Raw genomic sequence first — 20039 nt, forward strand, 5'->3', positions numbered from 1 at the left:
AATACATTTAGCCTTTAGCGTTGTTCAGGGTGGCAATAAGCGTGTCTTTATCCAGCAGCGGCGAAAGCATCTCCCCCTCAGGGAAGCCCGGGCCGTACACCTCATTAAACGGGATGGCGTAACGGTTTCGCTTTTCAAGGAATTCGGCGATAAACGCTGACGGCTTGCTCCAGTCGCCACGCAGCGCCACCACGTCCGGCTGGCTAAGCGCGGCAATAACGTCAGGCTGGTTCAACACCCGATGCTCATTTACCTTGCAGGTGACACACCAGTCCGCGGAGATATCCACGAAGACCCGTTTGCCCTGCGCAAGGGCACCCTGAATAGCGTCTTCACTTAGCGGTTGCCACGGGATTGCCTGAGCGACGCTTGCGGTGTTTGTTACAGGCGGTGAGGTAAGCAACCCGCGCAGCTGGTACCCGCCAAAGGCTGACAGCGCGATCACCACGCACCAGAACAACGGCGAGGTTTTCTGCCCGGTCATCGCAAGCAGTGCGATAGCGACGACGATAAGCACTAACATCACGCTCTGGCTCACCGCCTCACCCAGATGCGGGATAAGCAACGTCACCAGCCACAGGCTGGAAGCCAGCATCATCAGGCCAAGAATAATCTTCAGGCCGTTCATCCAGCGACCGGGTTTTGGCAGCAGCATGGCGGTTTTTGGAACCAGCGCAACGAACAACCAAGGCAAACTCATCCCCACGCCGAGCATCAGGAAGATAAGCCACAGGGAATGCAGCGGTGCGCCAAGGGCAAAGGCCACCGCCGTGCCGAGGAACGGCGCAGAACATGGTGTGGCCAGCAGCGTGGCAAACATCCCTTCGCAGAAACTGCCGGCAAGCCCCGTTCCCCCTGCCGTTGCCAGCCGTCCTGCGGCGGCAGAAGGCAGCAGCATCTCAAACGCCCCGAACAGATTGAGTGCAAAGAGGAAGGTCACCGCGACCATCAGGCCAATAAACCACGGATTCTGGAACTGAATACCCCAGCCCAGCGAGGCACCGGTCAGCTTAAGCGCGGTTACCATTGCGGCCAGCAGCATAAAGGAGACCAGGATCCCGGCACTGGTTGCCAGAAAACGGAGCCTGATCATCCGTCTGTCTGAGCCCGCATGGAGCACGCTGTTGAGCTTCATGCCCATCACCGGCAGCACGCAAGGCATCAGGTTCAGGATCAAGCCGCCCAGTAGCGCAAAGAGCACCATTTTGCCGGTTCCCTCAGACACGCCCGCCGCTGACGGTTCCGCGGGCGTTGCCCCGACGATCATCACGGTTTGCTGCGCTTTATCGCCATTGGTGAGCACAAACGACAGCGCTTTTCCCTGCAGTGAAGTGGGTTTATCTCCCCACTCATCGGTCACGGGCACCGTTACCCGAAGCTGGTTGCCGTCGGCTTTGAGGGTCGGTTCACCGGGAAGAATGTCGCCTTCCAGCGGGTCAAAATAGATCCCTGGCTTGTCCCATTGGCCTTGTGTGGTTCCCGTAATGATCAGCTTGTCGTCTGATAACCAGGCTGACAGGTCTGCGGACACGCCAGATGTCGCGGGAATGGCCTGCATCGCGCGTTCAAACGCGTGGCTGAATCCCTCATCCACCGGCTGGTTAAAATCAAGGTGCAGCTTATAGTCCGTCAGCAGACAGACATTACTGCACGTGGAAAGGGTAAGCGTCCCGTCGAGCGCATCCCCTGCCGCACCGTCGAGGGTGATGGGGATGATGACCTTATCGTGATAGCCCTGGGTAGTCATCCCGGAGATATCAAAGCGCGAAGGCACCGGCCAGTGCCAGTCATCCGTTACGCCAGCAGGCCAGGTGATTTTCGGGGCTACACCGCCCTCGCCGGGTGAACGCCAGTAGGTTTTCCAGCCTGGCTGCAGCTCAACGGTGAGCAGCGCGAGGATGCGGTTTTGCTCCCTTTCCGCCTGAACGCGGATCCGGGCATGATCGTTTTGCGGGGAAACCAGCCAGCCTGTATCCGCCGCATGGACAATGCCGATGCAGGACAGCCACAGGAAGACGAATCCCCTGAAGAGGTTAAACATGTTTTACTCCGTGAATAGTGAAAATTATCGTGTGGTGACGATGCTTTTCATTCACGGAAAACGCAGTTTTTGAGGTGTATTCGGGGAGGCGGTGCCTGAACGGGCTGTTCTCTCGGAATGCATGCCCGCCCTTGCGTAAGCAACTGAAGTAGCGCGAAGAAGATGATAATCGCCGGTAGCGCACCATCAAAGAACAGAGGCTGAGCACAAAGCAGCGAGTGCGCGCCTAACTGACACGGCGATGGCCCGGACGGCTCAGCGTCGCTGGTTTGAACCGGGGCATCAGCAATCAGGGTCGTTTGCGGATCCAGTCCCTGCAAAAAATGGTTGAGATAAACCGCACGCTGCACCAGGCAAATAGCCATCGCCAGACACGTGATTATCAAAAGGCATTTTCCCAGAAGCTGACGGTTGCGCATAACGTTCCAAATTTACCAGACGCCCCGATCATAAACGATAGTGATGAATCTACAAGTCCTGACAATGTAAGGTTTTGTCTGTCGGCATTAGTCACCGGTCAGCGCATCATAGACGTCCCGCAGTCGCGTGCGCAGGAAAAGCACCGCCTTGTGCTTACGCGATAACAGCGCCTGCTCGCTGGCCCCGGTTTCCTCTGCCAGCATTTTAATGCTGTAGCCCTGGAGCTCCGTTTTTTCAAAAACCTCGCGCTGAGGCGGCGGAAGTTCAGACAGCGCCTGGCCCAGTTCTTCCCACAGCAGCGTTTTGAGGTACTCCTCCTCCGGCGTATGCGGGACACCGAACAGGGTTTCCGCCAGTTCATCTTCGGGGAAGTCCTCATCATCCCCGGTAAAATATCCTGAAAGAGAGACCTCACGTTTTTTTCGCGCCCGGTCGGTCATCTCATTACGCGCCGCGCGAAACAGCCAGGCGGCGACGTTTTCGACCGGCTGCTCCACTTTCATCAGCTGATAGGTGACTTCCTGCAAAATATCGTCGGCATCATCGCGCACGGACGTTCGTCCGCGGATAAAGGCTTTCAGCCGGGCGCGGCAGGCATTAAGCGCCGACATCAGCAATGACTCTCCCGCCAGCCCGGTTTTCATCTCGCTCACTCTGCTTCCGGCGTTTTCGGCGCGCTGTCGTCGCGTTTATCTTCGCGATGACCGTGCCAGCCGCAGTGCCCGCGACCATGGCGACCAAAGCCTTCGCGACGCTGCTGAATAAACGCCTCACGCTGTTCGGGGGTCATGTTCATCCAGCGTTCGTGCATACGACGGTGCGCGCCGAACATTCCCGGACGGAAGCCCAGCCCACCGAACAGGATCCGGCTTAATACCAGAATCCCCAGCGCCTGCCAGAAACCGATGGCTTTCACGCCAAGAATGGCCGGGAGTAAGGCATTCCACAGGGTCATGACCACCAGTCCCAGTACAAGGACGATTACCGCGCCTATCACCAGCCCTTTACCCATACGGTGGCGGCCAAACCCGCGTCCGTGCCCTCTTCCGTGCATATCGAAATCTCTCATGGTGTTTACCTCATTTACAGTGATTGATTATGGCTTGTGATGAGGTAGACGGATGAAGCGGGGAAATATTGCTGGGGAGAATATAAAATTTTTTGTGCTTACGGATTTTAACGCATATCGCTCGCGACGGGTGGGCGCTATGCGTCGCCTCCCGGACATCATCTCATACGAAACATTCGTTTAACTAATTAGCCCCTCTAAGGTCTGCTGAATGCGCAGACGGTGGTCAGCTTGTTGGTGCATACCACCTCGGGTGTGCGGGTCGAGGCTTTCACCAGTGCCACCGACACGGTCGCCGTAATGGAATCTGACGCGGTGACGTCGGCGGTTTTGATGCCTGACACGGTGAGCGCGCCGTTTTCGGGTTCATACTCGATGACAGCGCCATCAGGAAAGCACACATGAAACGTATCGGGTGAGGACGAGGGTGCGGGATGGTCATCAGAGAAAATGCCCTGCAGCACAAAAGCGGTATCGAGTTCACCGCCGATGGCCAGCAATAACACCTGCTCACCTACCGAGGGAGCCCACCACATGCGGGAACGACCGGCGCGAGAGGTAAGCCAGTTTAGCCAGGTAGTTTCAATGCCGCCGGTCTGAACGCGACACAATCCCTCGTCGTGGTTGACGTCGGTCACGATGCCGGTGCGGATTAGGTTGCGGATCGTACGTGCGATTTCCTGCAGAGAATTTAGATTATTCATACGCAAAGGATGCCGCCGAGCAAGTCCAGCGGCAATGGAACGGTGTTTTGTGGGCGTTGTGACAACCGTCATCAATCCCGAGTATTGAATTGAATAGTTCTAAGAAAACTTGCAACACCTTTACTGTTTAGGGTTAAAATCAATCTTCACTATGAGATACACCAATCAATACCAATCAATTTTTGAAAGATTATTGGTAATTCTGACTGCTATTTGATTACATTGGATTATAAGTAATTCATATTGAGGGTTATCATGGAAATTAAGGATTTCGTAAGTCAATATAAAAACCACCCTGTCCTATTTATCGGCACTGGTTTTAGTCTCCGCTACCTAGAAAACTCTTATAGTTGGGATGATTTATTAATGAAGGCCGCGGTAGACTTAACTGGAAACCCCGAATTTTACTACGACCTGAAAGCTGACAGCCTAGAAGGTGATGAATATAGATATGACCTTTTAGCCACCAAGCTTGAGGATATTTTTAATCAAACACTGGCTTTAGATCGCAATGGTAAATTTGAAACCATTAATGATATTTTCTACGAAAACATGAAGCAGGGGAAAAAGCTCAGTCGATTTAAAATCTATCTAACATCAATATTAAAAGAGCTTAAAATCAAAGAACATATGAAAGAGGAAGTTAACGCCCTTATTAAAACAAGGAAAAACATTGGCTCCGTTATCACAACAAATTATGACCAACTTATTGAGAATATTTTCGACTTCATCCCTTTAATTGGCAATAACATATTATTAAGCAACCCTTATGGCTCAGTCTACAAAATTCATGGATGTGTTAGCGATCCGAACAATATAATCATCACCCTCGACGACTATAAAAATTTTGACAATAAATATGAGTTAATAAGAGCTCAATTACTTTCAATTTTCATACACAACCCAATAATATTCATTGGATATAGCATAAGTGACAAAAACATCAAATATCTTTTGCAAACTATTTTCTCTTATGTTGATCTAAATACCGTTCTTGCCAAACGCATAAAGGATAATTTTCTTTTGGTTGAGTATGAAGAAAATAATTTCTCCACGATAATATCCGAGCACGACATTAACATTGAAGGTTTATCTATTATTAGAATCAACAAAATAAAAACAGATAACTACAAAGCTGTGTATGAAGCAATATCAAATTTAGTTCTACCTGTATCTGCAATGGACATTAGAAAAGTACAAAAAGTTTGGAATACGATAAAAAGTGGTGGAGAGATAAAAGTAAAAATTACTGAAAACCTTGACGAGTTAAGAAACGAGGAAATGGTTATCGCTGTTGGCTCTGAAAGGACAGTCCAATATGTATATCAAACAAAATCTGAAATGCTTCAAAATTACTTCAAGATAGTAGAAGAAGCCAATTCTCAACTTATCTCCCTACTTAATAAGCAAACAATAGGTAACCACGAGCACTTCCCATTTTATGCATTTAGCTCTATTTGCCCTGAGTTAGAAAACATTCCAGCAGCCAAAGATAGACAACTAGATAAAATTGTCAGCCAGATTGAAAGATCTCGCGCTGTTTGCCGCTCTGACTTTAAGTCAATCGACGAAATCATAAGCCAAACACCCGCATGGAAAGTCGCAGGAACTATCACATGCTGTATTTTTGACAACAATATAGATATTGAACAACTAAAAAATTATTTACTAGCAAACTCACATAATGTTAACACTGGGTATCGTCAATTACTCTGCCTATACGACTTCCTTGCCAATTAATAAAATGCGTTTAAGGCTGTGAACAAGCCTTAAACGCATAATTACACTAATCATATATATCAGTGTTTTTTTCAATAACTTAATTGCAGAATCGAGCAAATGGTCATGGAAAGAAACCTTTTGCAAAAAGGCTAAGAATGAATCCGTTTCAAAACGATTAAATGCGCTATCAAGCCCATCAATTAATTCCGTTAATTGTTGTTGTGTTAATTGAGCTAGAAAAGCCCTAATTCTGATTTCAGGCACAGGTCTTTTCTCATGACAGGATCTACATAGCGCCCTAAATGCACTCAGCGGATATTCCCACGGTTCATAGCCTTCACGCATATTTGTATAATAGCAGTGGTGTGCTTCCAAAACGCTTTTCATACCGCAGTCTTGGCAATGTTCTTGAGCTCTGCGCTTCACTAGAGCTGACTTATTCTTCCATCGAATATCCTTTAACTTCTGAGTATAACTACCTGACAACCTCGAATAATCATAACCTTCCAAAGGATAAAACCCCAGACTCCAAGCATAGCCCATTTCATAATAAAAACCGAACGATTCAACCAGATCCTCAAACTCCTCGGTATCACATCCATAATTAAGCAGGTGATATAACCCGCTAGAATCAATAGTTAAAACTAATAGAGCATCGTCATGCATATCCTCTCCACGTAAAAGCCATTCCGCATGGGAGTAAAACGTTGCATCATGTAATAGACTATCTTTTATCGCCCATTCGGTTATTGCCTTCTTCATGCGTTCTAAATTAGCCAACATTAATTTACCCCCCTCCTGCGAACTTTAAAACGCCACACTGACTGAAACCAAGCAAAAAAGATGCTCACTAAAAATGTCAAAGCCACTATTTTTAATCACAACATAAAAATATATGCGCATTTAAAATGTAGTATCAAATCATTCCTTTTTGAATTATTTTTTCAATCCATAGAATGTGAGCGCCGCCGACCTGCTCGACGCGCACCGCGTGCCGTTCCAGCTCATGGGCGGCAAGCTCGAGAATATCGGCTCAATGGGTGATATTGAGAAGGTGGCGCGAGTGTTCGTGCGTAATGAACTGTCGCCGCTGCAGGAGCATTTTCAAAGAGATAAACAACTGTATTGACAGGACTCCGAGGCACGGCCATGCCGCTTTTTAAAGTCAAAGGCTCAACAACCAAAAACTGTGGAACAATGCGTCACTCGGCTACTCAGGTAATTTGTACCAGCTCGGAGTCCAAATGCTGGCCGTAAATGCCCCCACGCTTTCCCTCGTAGGAGTGCTTCCGCAGATTTCCATTTACGTCAGACATTAAAAAGGCTCCCTCAGGAGCCTCTCATTATCAATCAAGCCTGCACCGGCAAACTAAAGCTCGAAATACTCCTTGAGAGCTGCTGCGCCTGCTCTTCCAGGGAAGCGGCGGCTGCGGCGGACTGCTGAACCAGCGCGGCGTTCTGCTGGGTCACGCCATCCATCTCCGTCACCGCCTGTCCGACCTGGCTGATCCCACGGCTCTGCTCTTCAGAGGCCACGGAGATCTGCTCCATCAACGTATTCACTTTATTCACGGAGCTGATAATAGAATCAATGACCTCGCCTGAACGGTTCACCAGCTCCGCGCCGTTTTTGACGCTGGAAACCGACTGGGCAATCAGGCTTTCAATGTCTTTCGCGGCAACCGCGCTTTTCTGCGCAAGGGTGCGCACTTCACTGGCAACCACGGCGAAGCCGCGTCCTTGTGTGCCGGCGCGTGCTGCTTCAACCGCGGCGTTGAGCGCCAGAATATTGGTCTGGAAAGCAATGCTGTTGATGACGCTGGTGATGTCCTCGATGCGCTTAGAGTTCGCCGCTATGGTATTCATCGTTTCGATCACTTCGCGGGTCACGGCCTCACCGGTGTGCGCATTGTTCACCGCGTCCTGCACCAGTTTTCCTGCCTGGTGAACGTTATCGGTGTTATTCGCCACGGTCGCGCTCAGCTCTTCCATGCTGGCCGCCGTCTGGGTTAACGCGGAGGCTTGCTGCTCGGTGCGTGAAGCCAGATCGATATTCCCGGAAGCAATTTCCTGCGCGGCGTGGGTGACGGTATGGCTCGCGTCACGCACCTGAGCGATAGTCGACAGAAGCGCCTGGCGCATCTGCTCCATTGAGCCCATCAGGTGATCGATTTCATTGCCGGAGGTGCCTTTTACCGGCACTGGAATGTCCAGTTTACCGGCGGCAATCTGGCTGCAGTGCTCGCGTGCCAGGTTGACCGGCGCGAAAACAAAGCGCTTCATCAGCAGGCTGACGGCAACAATCACGATAACAAACAGGAAAGCAATCGCCGCAATGATCGCCAGACCGGAGATGAAATTACTGCTCGCATCCTCGTTCAGGGTTTTGGCATATTTCTGGTGAACGGCAAGGACCTGGTCGAGAACGATTTCATACTGACGGTCGAGGCGGGACACCTCCGGGATAAGCGCATTAAACTTCGCGACATCGTGCGCAGCAGCGGCGTCAATCAACGGTGCCAGCCCCTGGTTACGGTAGTTTTGCCAGGCATCCTGATACGCGCTCACCAGCGGCGCTTCATCCGACAGGCGCGGAGACGCCATAAACGCCGCAAAGGCGTGATCCGCTTTTGTGAGGGCCTCTTTAACTGCGGAAAGTTTCGCTGACTCATCAGCCGAGTTCCCCGCTTCCACCATCTTCACGTACTCCATCACCCTGACGCGCAAGGTACGGCTGTGGTTGATGGGGTCAATGATCGACAGCACAACCTGGATTTCTTTGTTCACATTATCCAGGGAATTATTACTTTTAATGATGAGGCCAACGCTGGTAATGGTGCTGACGACAAAGAAGAAAAGCAGAGCAAAAAGGACAATCAGGGATGATTTTTTTAACGACATGGACCGATACCTCAAGAATAAACATTCCCTATCGTTATCGGCCGATCCAAAACTTAAATTAATTAAAGTTATTAACGTTTCCCTTCAGCAGCCAGGGCTATGCTTTCGCTTTATAGCGCCGCAGCAGGGTGGCATCCAGTTTTCGCTGTAACGGTTGTGGCGTTTCGCCGTCGATCAGTTTGCCAATCAGATCAAAGCAGTGCCACGCCAGCTGGCGGTTATCCTGGCGAATGGTATCAACCGGAATGGTGAGCGAGTCGTAAAGGTAGTGATCGTCAAAGCTGGCTAACCGGATATCACTTTGCATCAGGTTATGCTGCCCCATATAGCGCAATACCCCTTCCAGCAGACCACAAGCGGCAGTGAACAAGGCTTTTGGCGGGCGTCCCAGGCGGGCGCACAGCTCGGCGAACATCTCGTAGCCGGAGCTCGGGTGATAGTTTCCGTGAATGATCCACTCCGGGCGCAGCGCCACATTGGCCTCTTGCAGCCCTTGCTTAAACCCTTCCAGACGATCGCGCGTCGGGGAAAGCCGCGGCTGCCCGCCAAGGAAGTAAATTTCATCAGGATGCTGGCGCGCAATGTCGGCCACCAGTTTCGCTGTCGGGGTAATGGAATCGGTGATCACCAGCGGCAATGTGCTGTCGTTCATATGGCGGTCAAAAAGGACGACCGGCAGCTGTTCGCTCAGCTTCTGGTAGTCGGCATCATTGAGCATACTGGAGGCCACAATCAGCCCGTCCACCTGACGCGCCACCATGTTATTAACCACCACCGTCTCCTGCCCCGGGTTTTCATCACTGCAGGAGATGAGCAGTTGAACGCCCGCCTCACGGCACAGCGTCTCCAGTTCGTGAGAAAACACCGCAAAGCCGTAGTTAGTGATCTCCGGCACCACCAGACCGATGGTGTGGCTACGGTTATCACGCAGCGAGCGCGCGTGAATGCTGGGCTGGTAGTGATGCTCTTTCGCAATCGCCAGCACGCGCTCACGCGTCTCTTCCGCCACGCGAAGCTCTTTGCTGCGCCCGTTCAGTACCAGGCTGGCGGTGGCTTTTGAAACCCCCGCCAGTTCCGCGATGTCTTTAATTGTGACGCGTTTTGTTTTTCTCACAACGACTTAGATCCGGCTGCCAAAACCCCTATTCTACCATGCAGCCGCGCAGCGACCAGTAGCGTAATGTGATGTCGGACCCACCTTCGAATCGCACCCGTGCCGGATGGTCAGGAAAATAGCGGCTGCTCATCACCCCTTCGCCATGATTGATGAAAATTTCAACGCTGGAGCTGTCACACAGAACGCGTAAATGATGAACGTCGCCCCGCCAGTAACGGGTCAATGTCTCCCCGGTTTTCAGGCTGGCGCGTTCCAGACGCAACCCGCTGTCCTCGACGATAAGGCGCAACGCACCGGCGAAATCCACGGTTACTGAAGATGAGGTGAGCTCGAACTCAAGGCGCGTCGCATCAAGAGCCGGGGCATCGCTGGCGTTACCCTGCCAGCGACATTCCTCTTCGCGCAGTGCGTGCAGTTCGCGCACCGGCGTCTGCCACAGTTTGCCGTCACGGAAGTGTAATTCTCGCGGACAGGTCATCTGATGTATCCACCCTTGCGCCCGTGTGGGCTGAAGCATCTCTTCTCCGTCCGGCACGCCCATCCAGCCGATCAGGATCCGCCGTCCGTCTTCCGCCACCGTGGTTTGGGGAGCGTAGAACTCGAAACCGGCGTCCAGCTCGTGCAACTCGCCATGTTCAAACGAAGCGCGGGTATGGTCGAACGCCCCGCTCATCCACGTGGCCGGATAAGTATTGAGATAGCGATGCGGTTCGCGCGCCAGCCCCTGCGGGCAGCAGATCAGTACGTGTGTCCCGTCGAGGGCAAACAGGTCCGGGCACTCCCACATGTATCCCGCCTCGGTCAGGCCGTTCACGCCATGACCGGCAATCTCTCCGCAAGACGCCCAGTGGTGCAAATCGGCAGATGTGAACAGCAGCACCTTGCCGCGTTTTTGCAGATCCTGCGACCCCAGTACCATGTACCACACCCCGTCGTGCTGCCACACTTTTGGGTCACGCACGTGGCCGGTGTAGCCTTCCGGCAGCGCAAGAACCGGACCGAGTTTTTTGAACGTACCGTCAGCCTGTTGCGTGGCAAGGCACTGCCAGGCGGTGCGGCTGCCATCATCAAATTTCACGTTGCCGGTATAACACAACGTCAGGACACCGTTGTTATCGACGGCGCTGCCGGAATAGCAGCCGTTGCGGTCATACTCCTCATCGGGCATCAGCGCCATCGGTTCATGCTGCCAGTGCACCAGGTCTGCGGAGCTCCAGTGTCCCCAGCACTTATAGCGATGGTCGCAATCCAGCGGATTCCACTGATAGAACAGGTGGTAACGCCCGGCAAACCAGATAAACCCGTTAGGATCGTTCATCAGCCCCGTCACCGGTGCCGGATGCCATTGCGGATAATGGCTGTCGGCGTACGCACGCGGCTGGCCTTTCATGACGGCCTGCAGGATTGCAGGCCAGCGGGAAGGTAACGTCATTATTCAGAATCCGTTTTATATTTCAGCAGCAGCGAGACGGTAAACGCCACGCCGAAGGCAATCACCATGCCGATAATATAGTTGAGCAGCGAACTTGCCTGCACGATCGCCATGCCCGGGATGGCAGTCAGCCCGACGGCGGTCATATAAACATGTACCGAGACCACCCACGCCCCGCCTGCCGCACCGCCAATCAGCGCGGCGATAAACGGTTTCACGAAACGCAGGTTGATACCAAATATTGCCGCTTCGGTAATACCCAGCATGGCCGAAAACGCGGACGGTAACGTAATGGCTTTAATTTTTGCGTCTTTGGTTTTAAACCAGACCGCCAGACAGGCTCCCCCCTGCGCCACGTTGGCCATCGCCCAGATAGGCAGCAGGAAGTTAACGCCAATCGACGGATTCCCCAGCAACCCGGCTTCAATGGCATGGAAACTGTGGTGAATACCGGTGATAACGATAACCGAGTAAAGCCCGCCAAATAACAGCCCGGCCAGCCAGCCCGCATGGGCGATCAGGGTGCTCAGAACAAAGGAGATGCCATCCCCTAACGCACGCCCGGCCGGGCCAATGATCAGCAAGGCAATAAAGCCGGAGAGAATAACGGTGAGGAACGGCGTCAGGATCAGATCTAACGCATCCGGAATAATACGGCGCAGGTTTTTCTCCACGATACTCATAAACCAGACGGCCAGCAGCACCGGGAACACCGTTCCCTGATAGCCAATCATGGCAATCTCAAGGCCGAAGAAGTTCATGGTGTGGAAGCCAGACGCCACGCCCCAGGCGTTTGTCAGCGCCGGGTGCGTCAGAATGCCGCCGAGGGTCGCCCCCAGATAAGGGTTACCGCCAAATTCACGCGCGGCCGTGAAGCCAATCAGGATCGGCAGAATGATAAATGCCGCTGAGCTGCACATATCCAGCATGATATAGAGCGCGTTATCGGCATTGACCCAGCCGTAGGTTTTGACCATCCCGAGCAGGCCCATCAGTAAACCGGAGGCCACAATCGCAGGAATGATCGGCACAAAGATGTTTGAGAGCAGTCGGGCAATGCGCTGGAACGGGTTCAGCTTGCGTGCCGCCATGTCGGCCGCTTCGGACTTGCTGGATTCGCTAATCCCTGCCGCCTGGATAAACGCGGCGTAGACCTTATTAACCACCCCCGTACCAAAAATCACCTGCATCTGCCCGGCGTTGCGAAAACAGCCTTTAACGCCATCAACCTTGCCGATGGCTTGTTGATCGGCAAGCGTGTCGTCGACCAGCACCAGTCGAAGACGCGTTGCGCAGTGCGCCGCACTGGCGATGTTCTCTTTGCCACCGAGCAGCGGAATGAGCGCGCGGGCGATATTATCAAAATCCATAGATACCTCTGCCTGACTGTATTTTTATGATGTGAGAAACGCTCCCGCACTGCGGGAGCGTAAAAGGTTAAAACCAGGTTTCCATCTGTACCCCAAAGTTCCATTCCCCGCCGGCGTTGAAACCGCTGCTGCCAAAGGCATCATCGCTGGCGTAATTATCCAGTTTGCTGCTCCAGTCCATCCAGGTGGCGAACAGACGCAACTCAGGACGGCTGAAGAAATCGCCGATCTTGCCCGCTTTTAACGTTGGGGCAAAGGTCAGCTTGTAGAAACTTCCGTTGACGGCGTTTCGGTCTTTATACCCTTCCGGATTTAAATCCATGTACTGATAGCTGCCCTCAAACGCCAGGGCGAAATTCTGCGTGACCTCTTTAATCAGGCGGGTATTGAGCGTGACCCACTCATAGCTGTCGCCTTTGACATAGCGGTCTTTACTGCTCTGGGCCAGAACGGCAGGCGCGATATGCCAGCCGCCACCTAGAGGCGTGACACCGTAACTTGCAAATCGCCAGGTATCGGCTTCAGAGAGCAATGCGCCATCGGAACCGATGCTCTTCACCTCTGCCCCCAGCCCGTGGCCGTACAGCAGCGCCGTTTTGGCTGAACCTTCACGCAGGCCGTAGAAACTTTCATTGTGCAATCCGACCAGGGCATGGACGCCATTGTTGGCGGCGTCGGTTTTTATCAGATCGCCATTGCTGTCTTTGCGGTCGTCGTTGTCTTTTGCCCGCAGGCCGCTCACCATCAGCTGGAACGGCCCGGCGAAGTGGTTCATGCTAAGGATGTAGTTTTGAACGTTATTGTCGATTTGCTCTTCGCTGCCGAAGTTACGCCCGTAAAGAGAGAAGTTGCTGCGCAGCGATTCATTCCATTTCACGTCATACACGCCACCACCGGTACCGGCCAGGAACACCACATCGGAGTCCAGCCAGTGAATATCAAAGTTATCGCGGTCGAAGCGTTTACCGGCCCAGAAGGTACTGCCCTTCAGCGCGCCGGTAAAATCAGGCAGATTGCCCAGTTCAGCAAACGCCTGACGAATATTGAGATCGCTGGTGTCAGCGGACCAGTCGTTATAGGTTTTCTGACCATCCGCCAGCATGGCCTTGAAGCGCGTGGTCGCCCCGTTATCCAGGGTCTGTTTGTGTTCCACATTCAGCTCAACGTAGGTATCGGCTTCATTCCCCAGACGCCCGACCGCGCCACCGGTTTCCCCGGCTGGCGTCAGATAAGGGCCGCTTTTACTGCTCGACGCCGCATCGTTCATCAGCAGGCCAGAACGGGCATAGCCATGAAACTCAAACCCACTGCTCTGATCGGCTTTCTTCTCCAGTGCGGCGGTACGCTGCGCCACTTGCTGGGTTGTTGTTTGCGCCTGCTGCTGGGCAGTCACCAACTGCTGCGTTTTTTGTTCTGCGTCGGTGGCGCGTTTCTCCGCAACCTGCGCGCGGGTTTCCGCAGCCTGAAGACGCTGCTCCAGAGCAGCAAGACGCGCTTCGATACTCGTCATATCCGTTTGGGCAAAAACAGAGGTACTCCCGGCCAGCATGCCTATCATCACGGCAAGTCTGCGTTTTTTATACATTTTGTCGCATCCCTAAAAGAAGTCATTGAAAGTGCTAAATTGCTAAACCGGTTTAGGTTGATGATACTAAACCTGCCAATTTTGGATCGGCAATCTTTTTTGCTAAACCGATTTAGTAAGTGTGATCGAGGCGACAATTCAGGCCGCCGACGGACGGCCCGTTGCGGGAGGAATTACAGTTGCGGGTGATAAGGCAGCGCGGTCATCGCCCCTTTAGCCGTGGTGGCTAACGCGCCGCAGCGCTGGGCTAATGCGATCACGCGTGGAAGATCGTGGCTGTCGATACTTCCAGCGAAAGCCAGTCCATAAAGCAGTCCCGCCACGAAGGCATCACCTGCGCCGGTGGTGTCCACGCATTCAACGGGGGTTGCCGGATAATGCTTCATCGTTCCGTCATGCCAGGCGATGACCCCATCTTTGCCCTGAGTGACCAGCACCAGCCGGGCCGGACAGCGGCGCATCAGCGCGGCCAGCCCTTCCGTGACCCCAAGGTCGGCGGTTAAAAAAGCCAGTTCTTCGACGGAGAGTTTGACGACGTCAGCGCATTGCAGCGCCTGTTCGAGGCAGCGGCGCAGGTCGTCCTCATCCGGCCAGAGATCCGGGCGAATATTGGGGTCGAAACTGACATAACCCCCCGCTTCCCTGACCGCGTTCATGGCCTGAAACGTTGCAGAACGGCTCGGTTCAGCGCTCAGGGCAATGGAACAAACATGCAGCCACTCTCCTGCGCTAAAGGGCGGCAGGTCGGCTGATGCCAGAAACAGATCGGCGCTCGGGCGAACCATAAAGGTGAAAGAGCGTTCGCCCTGTTCGTCCAGATCCACGACCACGGTTGACGTGCGGTGTGCCGGGTCGAGGCGCATCCACTTTACGTCAACCTGCTCGTCAGCCAGCGTTTTATGCATAAAGCGACCGAAAGGATCGTCGCCGACCCTGCCGATAAAGGCGCTTTTCCCGCCCAGACGGGCAATACCGACCGCCACGTTCGCCGGCGCGCCGCCGGGGCATTGCAGCAACCGGCCTTCTCCCTCCGGTAATAAATCCACTACCGCATCGCCAAGTACCCAGATTTTTTGCATGTGATCCTCTCAGCTAAACAATGTTAAACCGTTTTAGCTATTTAAGCACAGGCAGGACGAAGGGGAAATAATACGGAAGGAAAATTGGCTTAACGCACCAGGTGTGGCCAGCTAATATCACCTACGCCATTCAGCGCTGGACGGGCAAACAGAAAGCCCTGAAAACGTCGGATCCCGGCAGATTCAAGCCAGCACCACTCTTCCAGCTTCTCGATGCCTTCCGCCACCAGGGTGATTTCAAGGTCGGTGCAGCAGCTGACTATCGAGCGCACAATCGCCTGTTTTGGCCCACTGAGATGAATATTGCTGACAATTTCGCGGTCAATTTTAATTTTATCCGGCTGGAATCGGGTCAGCAATGAAAGCCCGGCGTAACCGGAACCGAAATCATCGATCGCCAGGCCAATACCTTCAGCACGCAGGTGTTTAATGGCGCTATTGAACTTATTGAACCCGGAAATCATCTCGTTTTCGGTCACTTCAATGACCACCTGCTCCGGCTGAAGCCCATGTTGTTTAATCTGTTCTACCAGAAACTCCACGGCGCCAGGCACTTTCACCAGCGACATCGGGAGAAGATTTACCGCGATTTTATGGCTCCCGATCCCCAGTTTGTCGGCCAGCGCAAAAGCCCAGGCCTTGGTCTGGAGATCGACTTCATAGATTTTGTCCTGATCGAGGCGGCTGAAAAAATGCTCCGGGCTTCCCCCGTCATTACCGCGGATAAGGGCTTCAAGCGAACTGATTTTCCCTTCCAGCGGTTCGACGATGGGCTGGAGGGCGAACTGGCAGGTTTGTTTGTCCAGCAGACCCAGACTCTCGCCAAACGGCGATTTCTCAGGCGAGAGCGTCCATTTCTCCGGGGCAAAACGCGCCCCCGACGGGGCCGGTCGTTTGCCGGTAATAAACGTCTGAATAAATTTGAACACCCGATCATCAGATGTCAGATAACTGTCCAGTTTGCTGTAGTGCAGTACCGACTGCAGAACGTCTTTCGGCGACTGGTTCTGCAGGTCAAACAGCAGCATACCGACATTCTCAAAACGTCTGCGGGGGCCGTAATCCCGCATAAGCTCAACCACGCCGCTATGCCGCTTATCCTCACGGATCTTCTGAAACAACCTAACCACACTCTCTTCCGAGCCTTCGAGGAGTTGCAGGACATCATCTCCTTTTGAAAGAAGAACGCCGGTAATATTCAACCCGGCATTGCGCGTCCTGGCCTGTTCAACCAGCGTCTGGAGTTCGGCGGATCGGCAGGATAAATTCAACTGGCTGCGGTAAATAAGAGTAGTCAGCACAAAAACGTGTTCCGATAAGAGGTATGCGTTGGACATTACTGTTTAACATACTTCATCTGCGCGACCTAACAGATTAACCCCTTGCGGGAGAGGCTACTTTTTCTCATCCCCGATGCGTCTGTCAATCCTCTCCTGCATGTAGGCATAAAACGGGTTCGACGTCACCCGCATTAACGCGTCTTTACCTACGCTCAGCACGGAGGTTTCCCCCCACAGCGCAATCGTGCCGAGGCTAATGCCATACCGGTTTTTCTCCGCAGGATGTCGGCCATAAAGATCGTCATCAGGCGGGAACGGCACGGCGACATGCGACAGTGAATAGACCTCCTGCGGCCAGGACATCGCCAGCGGTACCGCGGTCTCATCGGTGCCTCCCGCAGGGGTTATTTTCGCCACCGCGGCGAAACTGTCCGCGCTGGCATTGGTAATAATCGTGACACCGTAACGTCTTTTCGCCACAGGCAGTAACTCAGAGGTCGCCGCCCACGACGACGGTTTAAAGAGAGGACGGAAGCTGGCGGCCTGATTGATATCAAATACAACCAGCTCGCTGCCGTTCGCCGGAAGCAGGTCAAATAAGCCAGTGACCACGGCGCGGGTGCTGACCGTTGAATCCATCACCGACTGGAATGCGAGTACCGGTGGCAGCTGGTCCAGTCTGTGCTCCCGGGCATCCCGCCCCATTTGCTCCTGCAGGGCCTGGGTCAAGAGCCATGACTGGCGCGCCGCATTGACCGGGAAGGAATTGTATTTATACGGGTTATATTCCGGCGAGATGTTTAACCATGCCGCTTTGGCAAACGGCGGTAACATCGCCGGCAATCCGGCCAATCCTGCAAACCGGGCGAACGCCGTGACGCCAATCATTGGCGAGAGCAGAATGAGCTGTTGCGGTTTGCGAAGCGCAGGCGTGTCCAGCGCATCAAGGGCATATTTCATCGCCAGCGCCCCACCGTTGGAGTAACCCACCAGATGCAGGGGAACATTGTCTCCCGCCAGCCGCGTGGCTTCACGCACGGCAAGGCGCGTCGCTGCCAGCCACCTCTCCCAGTCAACGTCCGTCAGCGCGCCGGGCGCGGTGCCGTGTCCGGGCAGGCGTGGGACCACCGCCACAAAACCGTGCTGCTGATAATCACGGGCAAGATGCCGGACGCTGTAAGGCGAATCTGTTAGCCCGTGCAGCAACACCACCGCGCCGCGTGGCGTTCCGGCGGGCATCAGCACAAAGGAGCGGTTAGCATCGGGTGAAAATTTACCGGGCCAAACCAGGCTCTGACGGTAGTAGCGGTTTAACGGCGTGCGTTCCTCACCCTGGGTTTTGCGCGTTACCGCGTTATCCAGATCGGTGAAAATGGCGTTTTCCCGGGCGACATACTGGGCAAAATTCGCCTTATCGATCTCGCGTACGGACATCTCATCTGCCCGCCAGGTATGCCAGAGATGCAGTTCCGGCCCCTGCTGCGAGAGATAAACCCGAACCGCGAGCAGGACGATCAGTACCACTCCTGCGATCATCGCCATTTTCTTTGCGAGCGCCATCAGGCGCACGCTGATACGCCAGGGCAAGTTCGCCATGCCGGGATCCCTTTCATATTTACGTTGTCTCTATCTTATCAAAAATGTGAAGACGCTGACGTATTCACGAAATTCATACCTCCCCGCTCAGCCAGTGCACCAAAAGTGAACTACGCTGCACAAATGTTGATCATTGGTTAACTAAATATTGCATGAAGTTTGCAGCACAGCGGCGTCCCGTCGCGATGTGGACATGGCACGCGTCATGCATTGTTAATCAAATAACACAAACCTGACGACTGACAGCCTGTTAACAGCGAGGCGGTATGACGACGAAACCCGAGGTGTTGAGCCGTATTGAAGCCACTTTCAGCCAGCTGACTCCCAGCGAGAAGCGGGTGGCGAGCTGGTTGCTGGCGCATGCCGCACAGATCCCGTTTGAAACGGCTGAAAGCGTGGGTCTGGCGACCGGCACCAGCGGCATTACCGTGGGACGCTTTCTGCGAAAACTCGGCTACCGCAATCTGGAAGATGCCAAAAAGAGCCTGCGCGACCCGCATCAACCCTGGGGTATGAACGAGCGGCTGGACTCCTGGCAGCAGCAGTCCCCTCTGCCCAACCGCCTTCAGCACTCTCTGTCGCTGGAGGTGGATGCCATCACTCAGGTTTATCAGCTGGCGCACACCGACGCATTCCGCCAGGTGGTTCATCAGCTTGCCCACGCGGATGCGGTTTTTGTGCTGGGGATCCAGTCGACACGTGGGATAGCCAACGCCTTCTTCAGTCATCTTGAGTACCTTCGACCGCGCGTCAGCTACGCCGAAGGCGCGTCCGGCAGCTGGGTTGAATCCCTGAACTCCGGTTTCGCCCACCCCTACGTGGTGCTGACCGATACCCGCACCTATTCCACCATTGCGCGGCAGTACTGTCGGGTCGCGAGCGAAAAAGGTATTTCGCTGGCCCTGATCACCGATATCTGGTGCCCGTGGGCGCGGGATTACCCGCTTGATTTACTGCAGGTGAAAACCGAAACCGGCCATTTCTGGGATTCGCTGGCACCTGTGAGCTGTCTGTTCAACCTGCTGCTGTCAGGTGTCGTGGAAGCGCTGGGTGATGCCCTTCCACCGCGGCTGGCGGTAAACCGGCAATTACAACAAGAGTTTGGTCAATTCGAACGCTAAAGGAGCGGAGCTATGCCCCCAGAGAGTGAACTGATTGATGTGGCGAAGACCTTCCCTGCGCTGCATATCGATCTGAAATACGCCACAGCCGACAACATCACGGGTCGTCCGATTTATCAGGAGGCGCTGTGCCTGCTGCATACCGATGCGGCCACCGCGCTGGCGAAAGCCATCAGCATCGCCGCACTGGCCGGGCTGAAGCTGGTGGTCTACGACGCTTATCGCCCGCAGGAAGCGCAGGCTCAGTTGTGGGATGCCTGCCCGAACCCGGAATACGTGGTTGATGTGGCGATTGGTTCCAATCACAGCCGCGGGACGGCCATCGACGTTACGCTGATGGACGAACAGAATACCGTGCTGGATATGGGGGCCGGTTTTGACGAAATGCACGACCGCTCGCATGCCTGGCACCCGTCCGTGCCGCCGCACGCGCAGCGCAATCGCCTGCTGCTTAACGCCATCATGTCCGGTGGCGGCTTTGTGGGGATCAGCAGCGAATGGTGGCACTTCGAGCTGCCGAACGCGGCCAGCTATCCCCTGCTTGACGATCGTTTTGCCTGTTTCCCGTTGACGCACACCCCTCTTTAAAACTGGAGCACTGC

General features: G+C 53.9%; 17 protein-coding genes and 1 pseudogene. 4 read left to right on the forward strand and 14 right to left on the reverse strand.

All coding sequences use genetic code 11. From position 1 onward, the window contains the following. Positions 1-7: 7 nt before the first annotated feature. The 5 genes and pseudogenes from QMG44_RS07365 to QMG44_RS07385 form a co-directional block, all read right to left on the reverse strand. On the reverse strand, positions 8-2041 hold the full coding sequence (locus QMG44_RS07365) for a protein-disulfide reductase DsbD (RefSeq protein WP_086532497.1): 2034 nt from the start codon (positions 2039-2041) through the stop codon (positions 8-10). A gap of 47 nt (positions 2042-2088) precedes the next feature. Next, complete coding sequence (locus tag QMG44_RS07370) at positions 2089-2460, reverse strand: hypothetical protein (RefSeq protein ID WP_086532496.1); 372 nt, start codon at positions 2458-2460, stop codon at positions 2089-2091. Between the two features lie 87 nt (positions 2461-2547). Next, a complete protein-coding gene (locus QMG44_RS07375; RefSeq protein ID WP_172425432.1) occupies positions 2548-3105 on the reverse strand; it encodes an RNA polymerase sigma factor in 558 nt (185 codons plus the stop codon). Between the two features lie 5 nt (positions 3106-3110). Continuing rightward, positions 3111-3530 (reverse strand): hypothetical protein, encoded by a 420-nt coding sequence (locus tag QMG44_RS07380; protein ID WP_014170113.1) that lies wholly within the window; start codon positions 3528-3530, stop codon positions 3111-3113. Between the two features lie 221 nt (positions 3531-3751). Beyond that, a pseudogene (locus QMG44_RS07385) lies at positions 3752-4234 on the reverse strand (phage baseplate assembly protein V); the annotation flags it as partial. A gap of 255 nt (positions 4235-4489) precedes the next feature. On the opposite strand from QMG44_RS07385, the gene QMG44_RS07390 reads away from it, so the two are divergent. Continuing rightward, positions 4490-5974: an SIR2 family protein gene (locus QMG44_RS07390; protein ID WP_232937365.1), complete on the forward strand. Its 1485-nt coding sequence runs from the start codon at positions 4490-4492 to the stop codon at positions 5972-5974. On the opposite strand, the gene QMG44_RS07395 is transcribed toward QMG44_RS07390, so the two are convergent. Continuing rightward, positions 5951-6739, reverse strand: coding sequence for a hypothetical protein (locus QMG44_RS07395; RefSeq protein ID WP_281853012.1), 789 nt, complete (start codon positions 6737-6739; stop codon positions 5951-5953). The genes QMG44_RS07390 and QMG44_RS07395 overlap by 24 nt on opposite strands. Positions 6740-6914: 175 nt before the next feature. Here QMG44_RS07395 and QMG44_RS07400 point away from each other — a divergent pair, with 175 nt between their 5' ends. Further along, a complete protein-coding gene (locus QMG44_RS07400; protein ID WP_165764045.1) occupies positions 6915-7085 on the forward strand; it encodes a hypothetical protein in 171 nt (56 codons plus the stop codon). A 221-nt stretch (positions 7086-7306) separates the two neighbouring features. On the opposite strand, the gene QMG44_RS07405 is transcribed toward QMG44_RS07400, so the two are convergent. The 8 genes from QMG44_RS07405 to QMG44_RS07440 form a co-directional block, all read right to left on the reverse strand. Beyond that, complete coding sequence (locus QMG44_RS07405) at positions 7307-8857, reverse strand: methyl-accepting chemotaxis protein (protein ID WP_086532493.1); 1551 nt, start codon at positions 8855-8857, stop codon at positions 7307-7309. Positions 8858-8954: 97 nt separating this feature from the next. Beyond that, the gene (locus tag QMG44_RS07410) at positions 8955-9971 is read right to left on the reverse strand and encodes a LacI family DNA-binding transcriptional regulator (protein ID WP_086532492.1); all 1017 of its coding nucleotides are present in this window, start codon (positions 9969-9971) and stop codon (positions 8955-8957) included. Between the two features lie 28 nt (positions 9972-9999). Further along, positions 10000-11406 (reverse strand): sucrose-6-phosphate hydrolase, encoded by a 1407-nt coding sequence (locus QMG44_RS07415; protein WP_086532491.1) that lies wholly within the window; start codon positions 11404-11406, stop codon positions 10000-10002. After that, positions 11406-12776: a sucrose-specific PTS transporter subunit IIBC gene (locus QMG44_RS07420; protein ID WP_014170153.1), complete on the reverse strand. Its 1371-nt coding sequence runs from the start codon at positions 12774-12776 to the stop codon at positions 11406-11408. Before QMG44_RS07420 ends, QMG44_RS07415 begins: the two co-directional genes overlap by 1 nt. A gap of 67 nt (positions 12777-12843) precedes the next feature. Beyond that, positions 12844-14361, reverse strand: coding sequence for a carbohydrate porin (locus QMG44_RS07425; RefSeq protein ID WP_014170154.1), 1518 nt, complete (start codon positions 14359-14361; stop codon positions 12844-12846). 173 nt (positions 14362-14534) lie between these two features. Continuing rightward, positions 14535-15440, reverse strand: a complete 906-nt coding sequence (locus QMG44_RS07430; protein ID WP_086532490.1) for an aminoimidazole riboside kinase — start codon at positions 15438-15440, stop codon at positions 14535-14537. A gap of 89 nt (positions 15441-15529) precedes the next feature. Next, positions 15530-16741, reverse strand: coding sequence for a diguanylate phosphodiesterase (locus QMG44_RS07435; RefSeq protein ID WP_074439230.1), 1212 nt, complete (start codon positions 16739-16741; stop codon positions 15530-15532). Positions 16742-16834: 93 nt separating this feature from the next. Further along, positions 16835-18316 (reverse strand): carboxylesterase, encoded by a 1482-nt coding sequence (locus QMG44_RS07440; protein ID WP_151887474.1) that lies wholly within the window; start codon positions 18314-18316, stop codon positions 16835-16837. Between the two features lie 266 nt (positions 18317-18582). Between QMG44_RS07440 and QMG44_RS07445 the strand changes: the two genes are divergently transcribed. Beyond that, a complete protein-coding gene (locus QMG44_RS07445) occupies positions 18583-19437 on the forward strand; it encodes a MurR/RpiR family transcriptional regulator (protein ID WP_014170158.1) in 855 nt (284 codons plus the stop codon). A gap of 12 nt (positions 19438-19449) precedes the next feature. Continuing rightward, entirely contained in the window at positions 19450-20025 is a 576-nt protein-coding gene (gene ddpX / locus QMG44_RS07450; protein ID WP_014170160.1) for a D-alanyl-D-alanine dipeptidase, read from the forward strand. The last annotated feature ends 14 nt before the right edge of the window (positions 20026-20039 follow it).

The organism is Enterobacter sp. 200527-13, assembly GCF_027924865.1.
Taxonomy (GTDB): domain Bacteria; phylum Pseudomonadota; class Gammaproteobacteria; order Enterobacterales; family Enterobacteriaceae; genus Enterobacter; species Enterobacter ludwigii.

Bases quoted from the DNA above. Each gene is read 5' to 3' on its own strand.
- QMG44_RS07375 (WP_172425432.1), bottom strand. From the start codon at position 3,105: ATGAAAACCGGGCTGGCGGGAGAGTCATTGCTGATGTCGGCGCTTAAT.
- QMG44_RS07445 (WP_014170158.1), top strand. From the start codon at position 18,583: ATGACGACGAAACCCGAGGTGTTGAGCCGTATTGAAGCCACTTTCAGC.
- QMG44_RS07420 (WP_014170153.1), bottom strand. From the start codon at position 12,776: ATGGATTTTGATAATATCGCCCGCGCGCTCATTCCGCTGCTCGGTGGC.
- QMG44_RS07380 (WP_014170113.1), bottom strand. From the start codon at position 3,530: ATGAGAGATTTCGATATGCACGGAAGAGGGCACGGACGCGGGTTTGGC.
- QMG44_RS07390 (WP_232937365.1), top strand. From the start codon at position 4,490: ATGGAAATTAAGGATTTCGTAAGTCAATATAAAAACCACCCTGTCCTA.
- QMG44_RS07440 (WP_151887474.1), bottom strand. From the start codon at position 18,316: ATGGCGAACTTGCCCTGGCGTATCAGCGTGCGCCTGATGGCGCTCGCA.
- QMG44_RS07395 (WP_281853012.1), bottom strand. From the start codon at position 6,739: ATGTTGGCTAATTTAGAACGCATGAAGAAGGCAATAACCGAATGGGCG.
- QMG44_RS07415 (WP_086532491.1), bottom strand. From the start codon at position 11,406: ATGACGTTACCTTCCCGCTGGCCTGCAATCCTGCAGGCCGTCATGAAA.
- QMG44_RS07365 (WP_086532497.1), bottom strand. From the start codon at position 2,041: ATGTTTAACCTCTTCAGGGGATTCGTCTTCCTGTGGCTGTCCTGCATC.
- QMG44_RS07425 (WP_014170154.1), bottom strand. From the start codon at position 14,361: ATGTATAAAAAACGCAGACTTGCCGTGATGATAGGCATGCTGGCCGGG.
- ddpX (WP_014170160.1), top strand. From the start codon at position 19,450: ATGCCCCCAGAGAGTGAACTGATTGATGTGGCGAAGACCTTCCCTGCG.
- QMG44_RS07405 (WP_086532493.1), bottom strand. From the start codon at position 8,857: ATGTCGTTAAAAAAATCATCCCTGATTGTCCTTTTTGCTCTGCTTTTC.
- QMG44_RS07430 (WP_086532490.1), bottom strand. From the start codon at position 15,440: ATGCAAAAAATCTGGGTACTTGGCGATGCGGTAGTGGATTTATTACCG.
- QMG44_RS07370 (WP_086532496.1), bottom strand. From the start codon at position 2,460: ATGCGCAACCGTCAGCTTCTGGGAAAATGCCTTTTGATAATCACGTGT.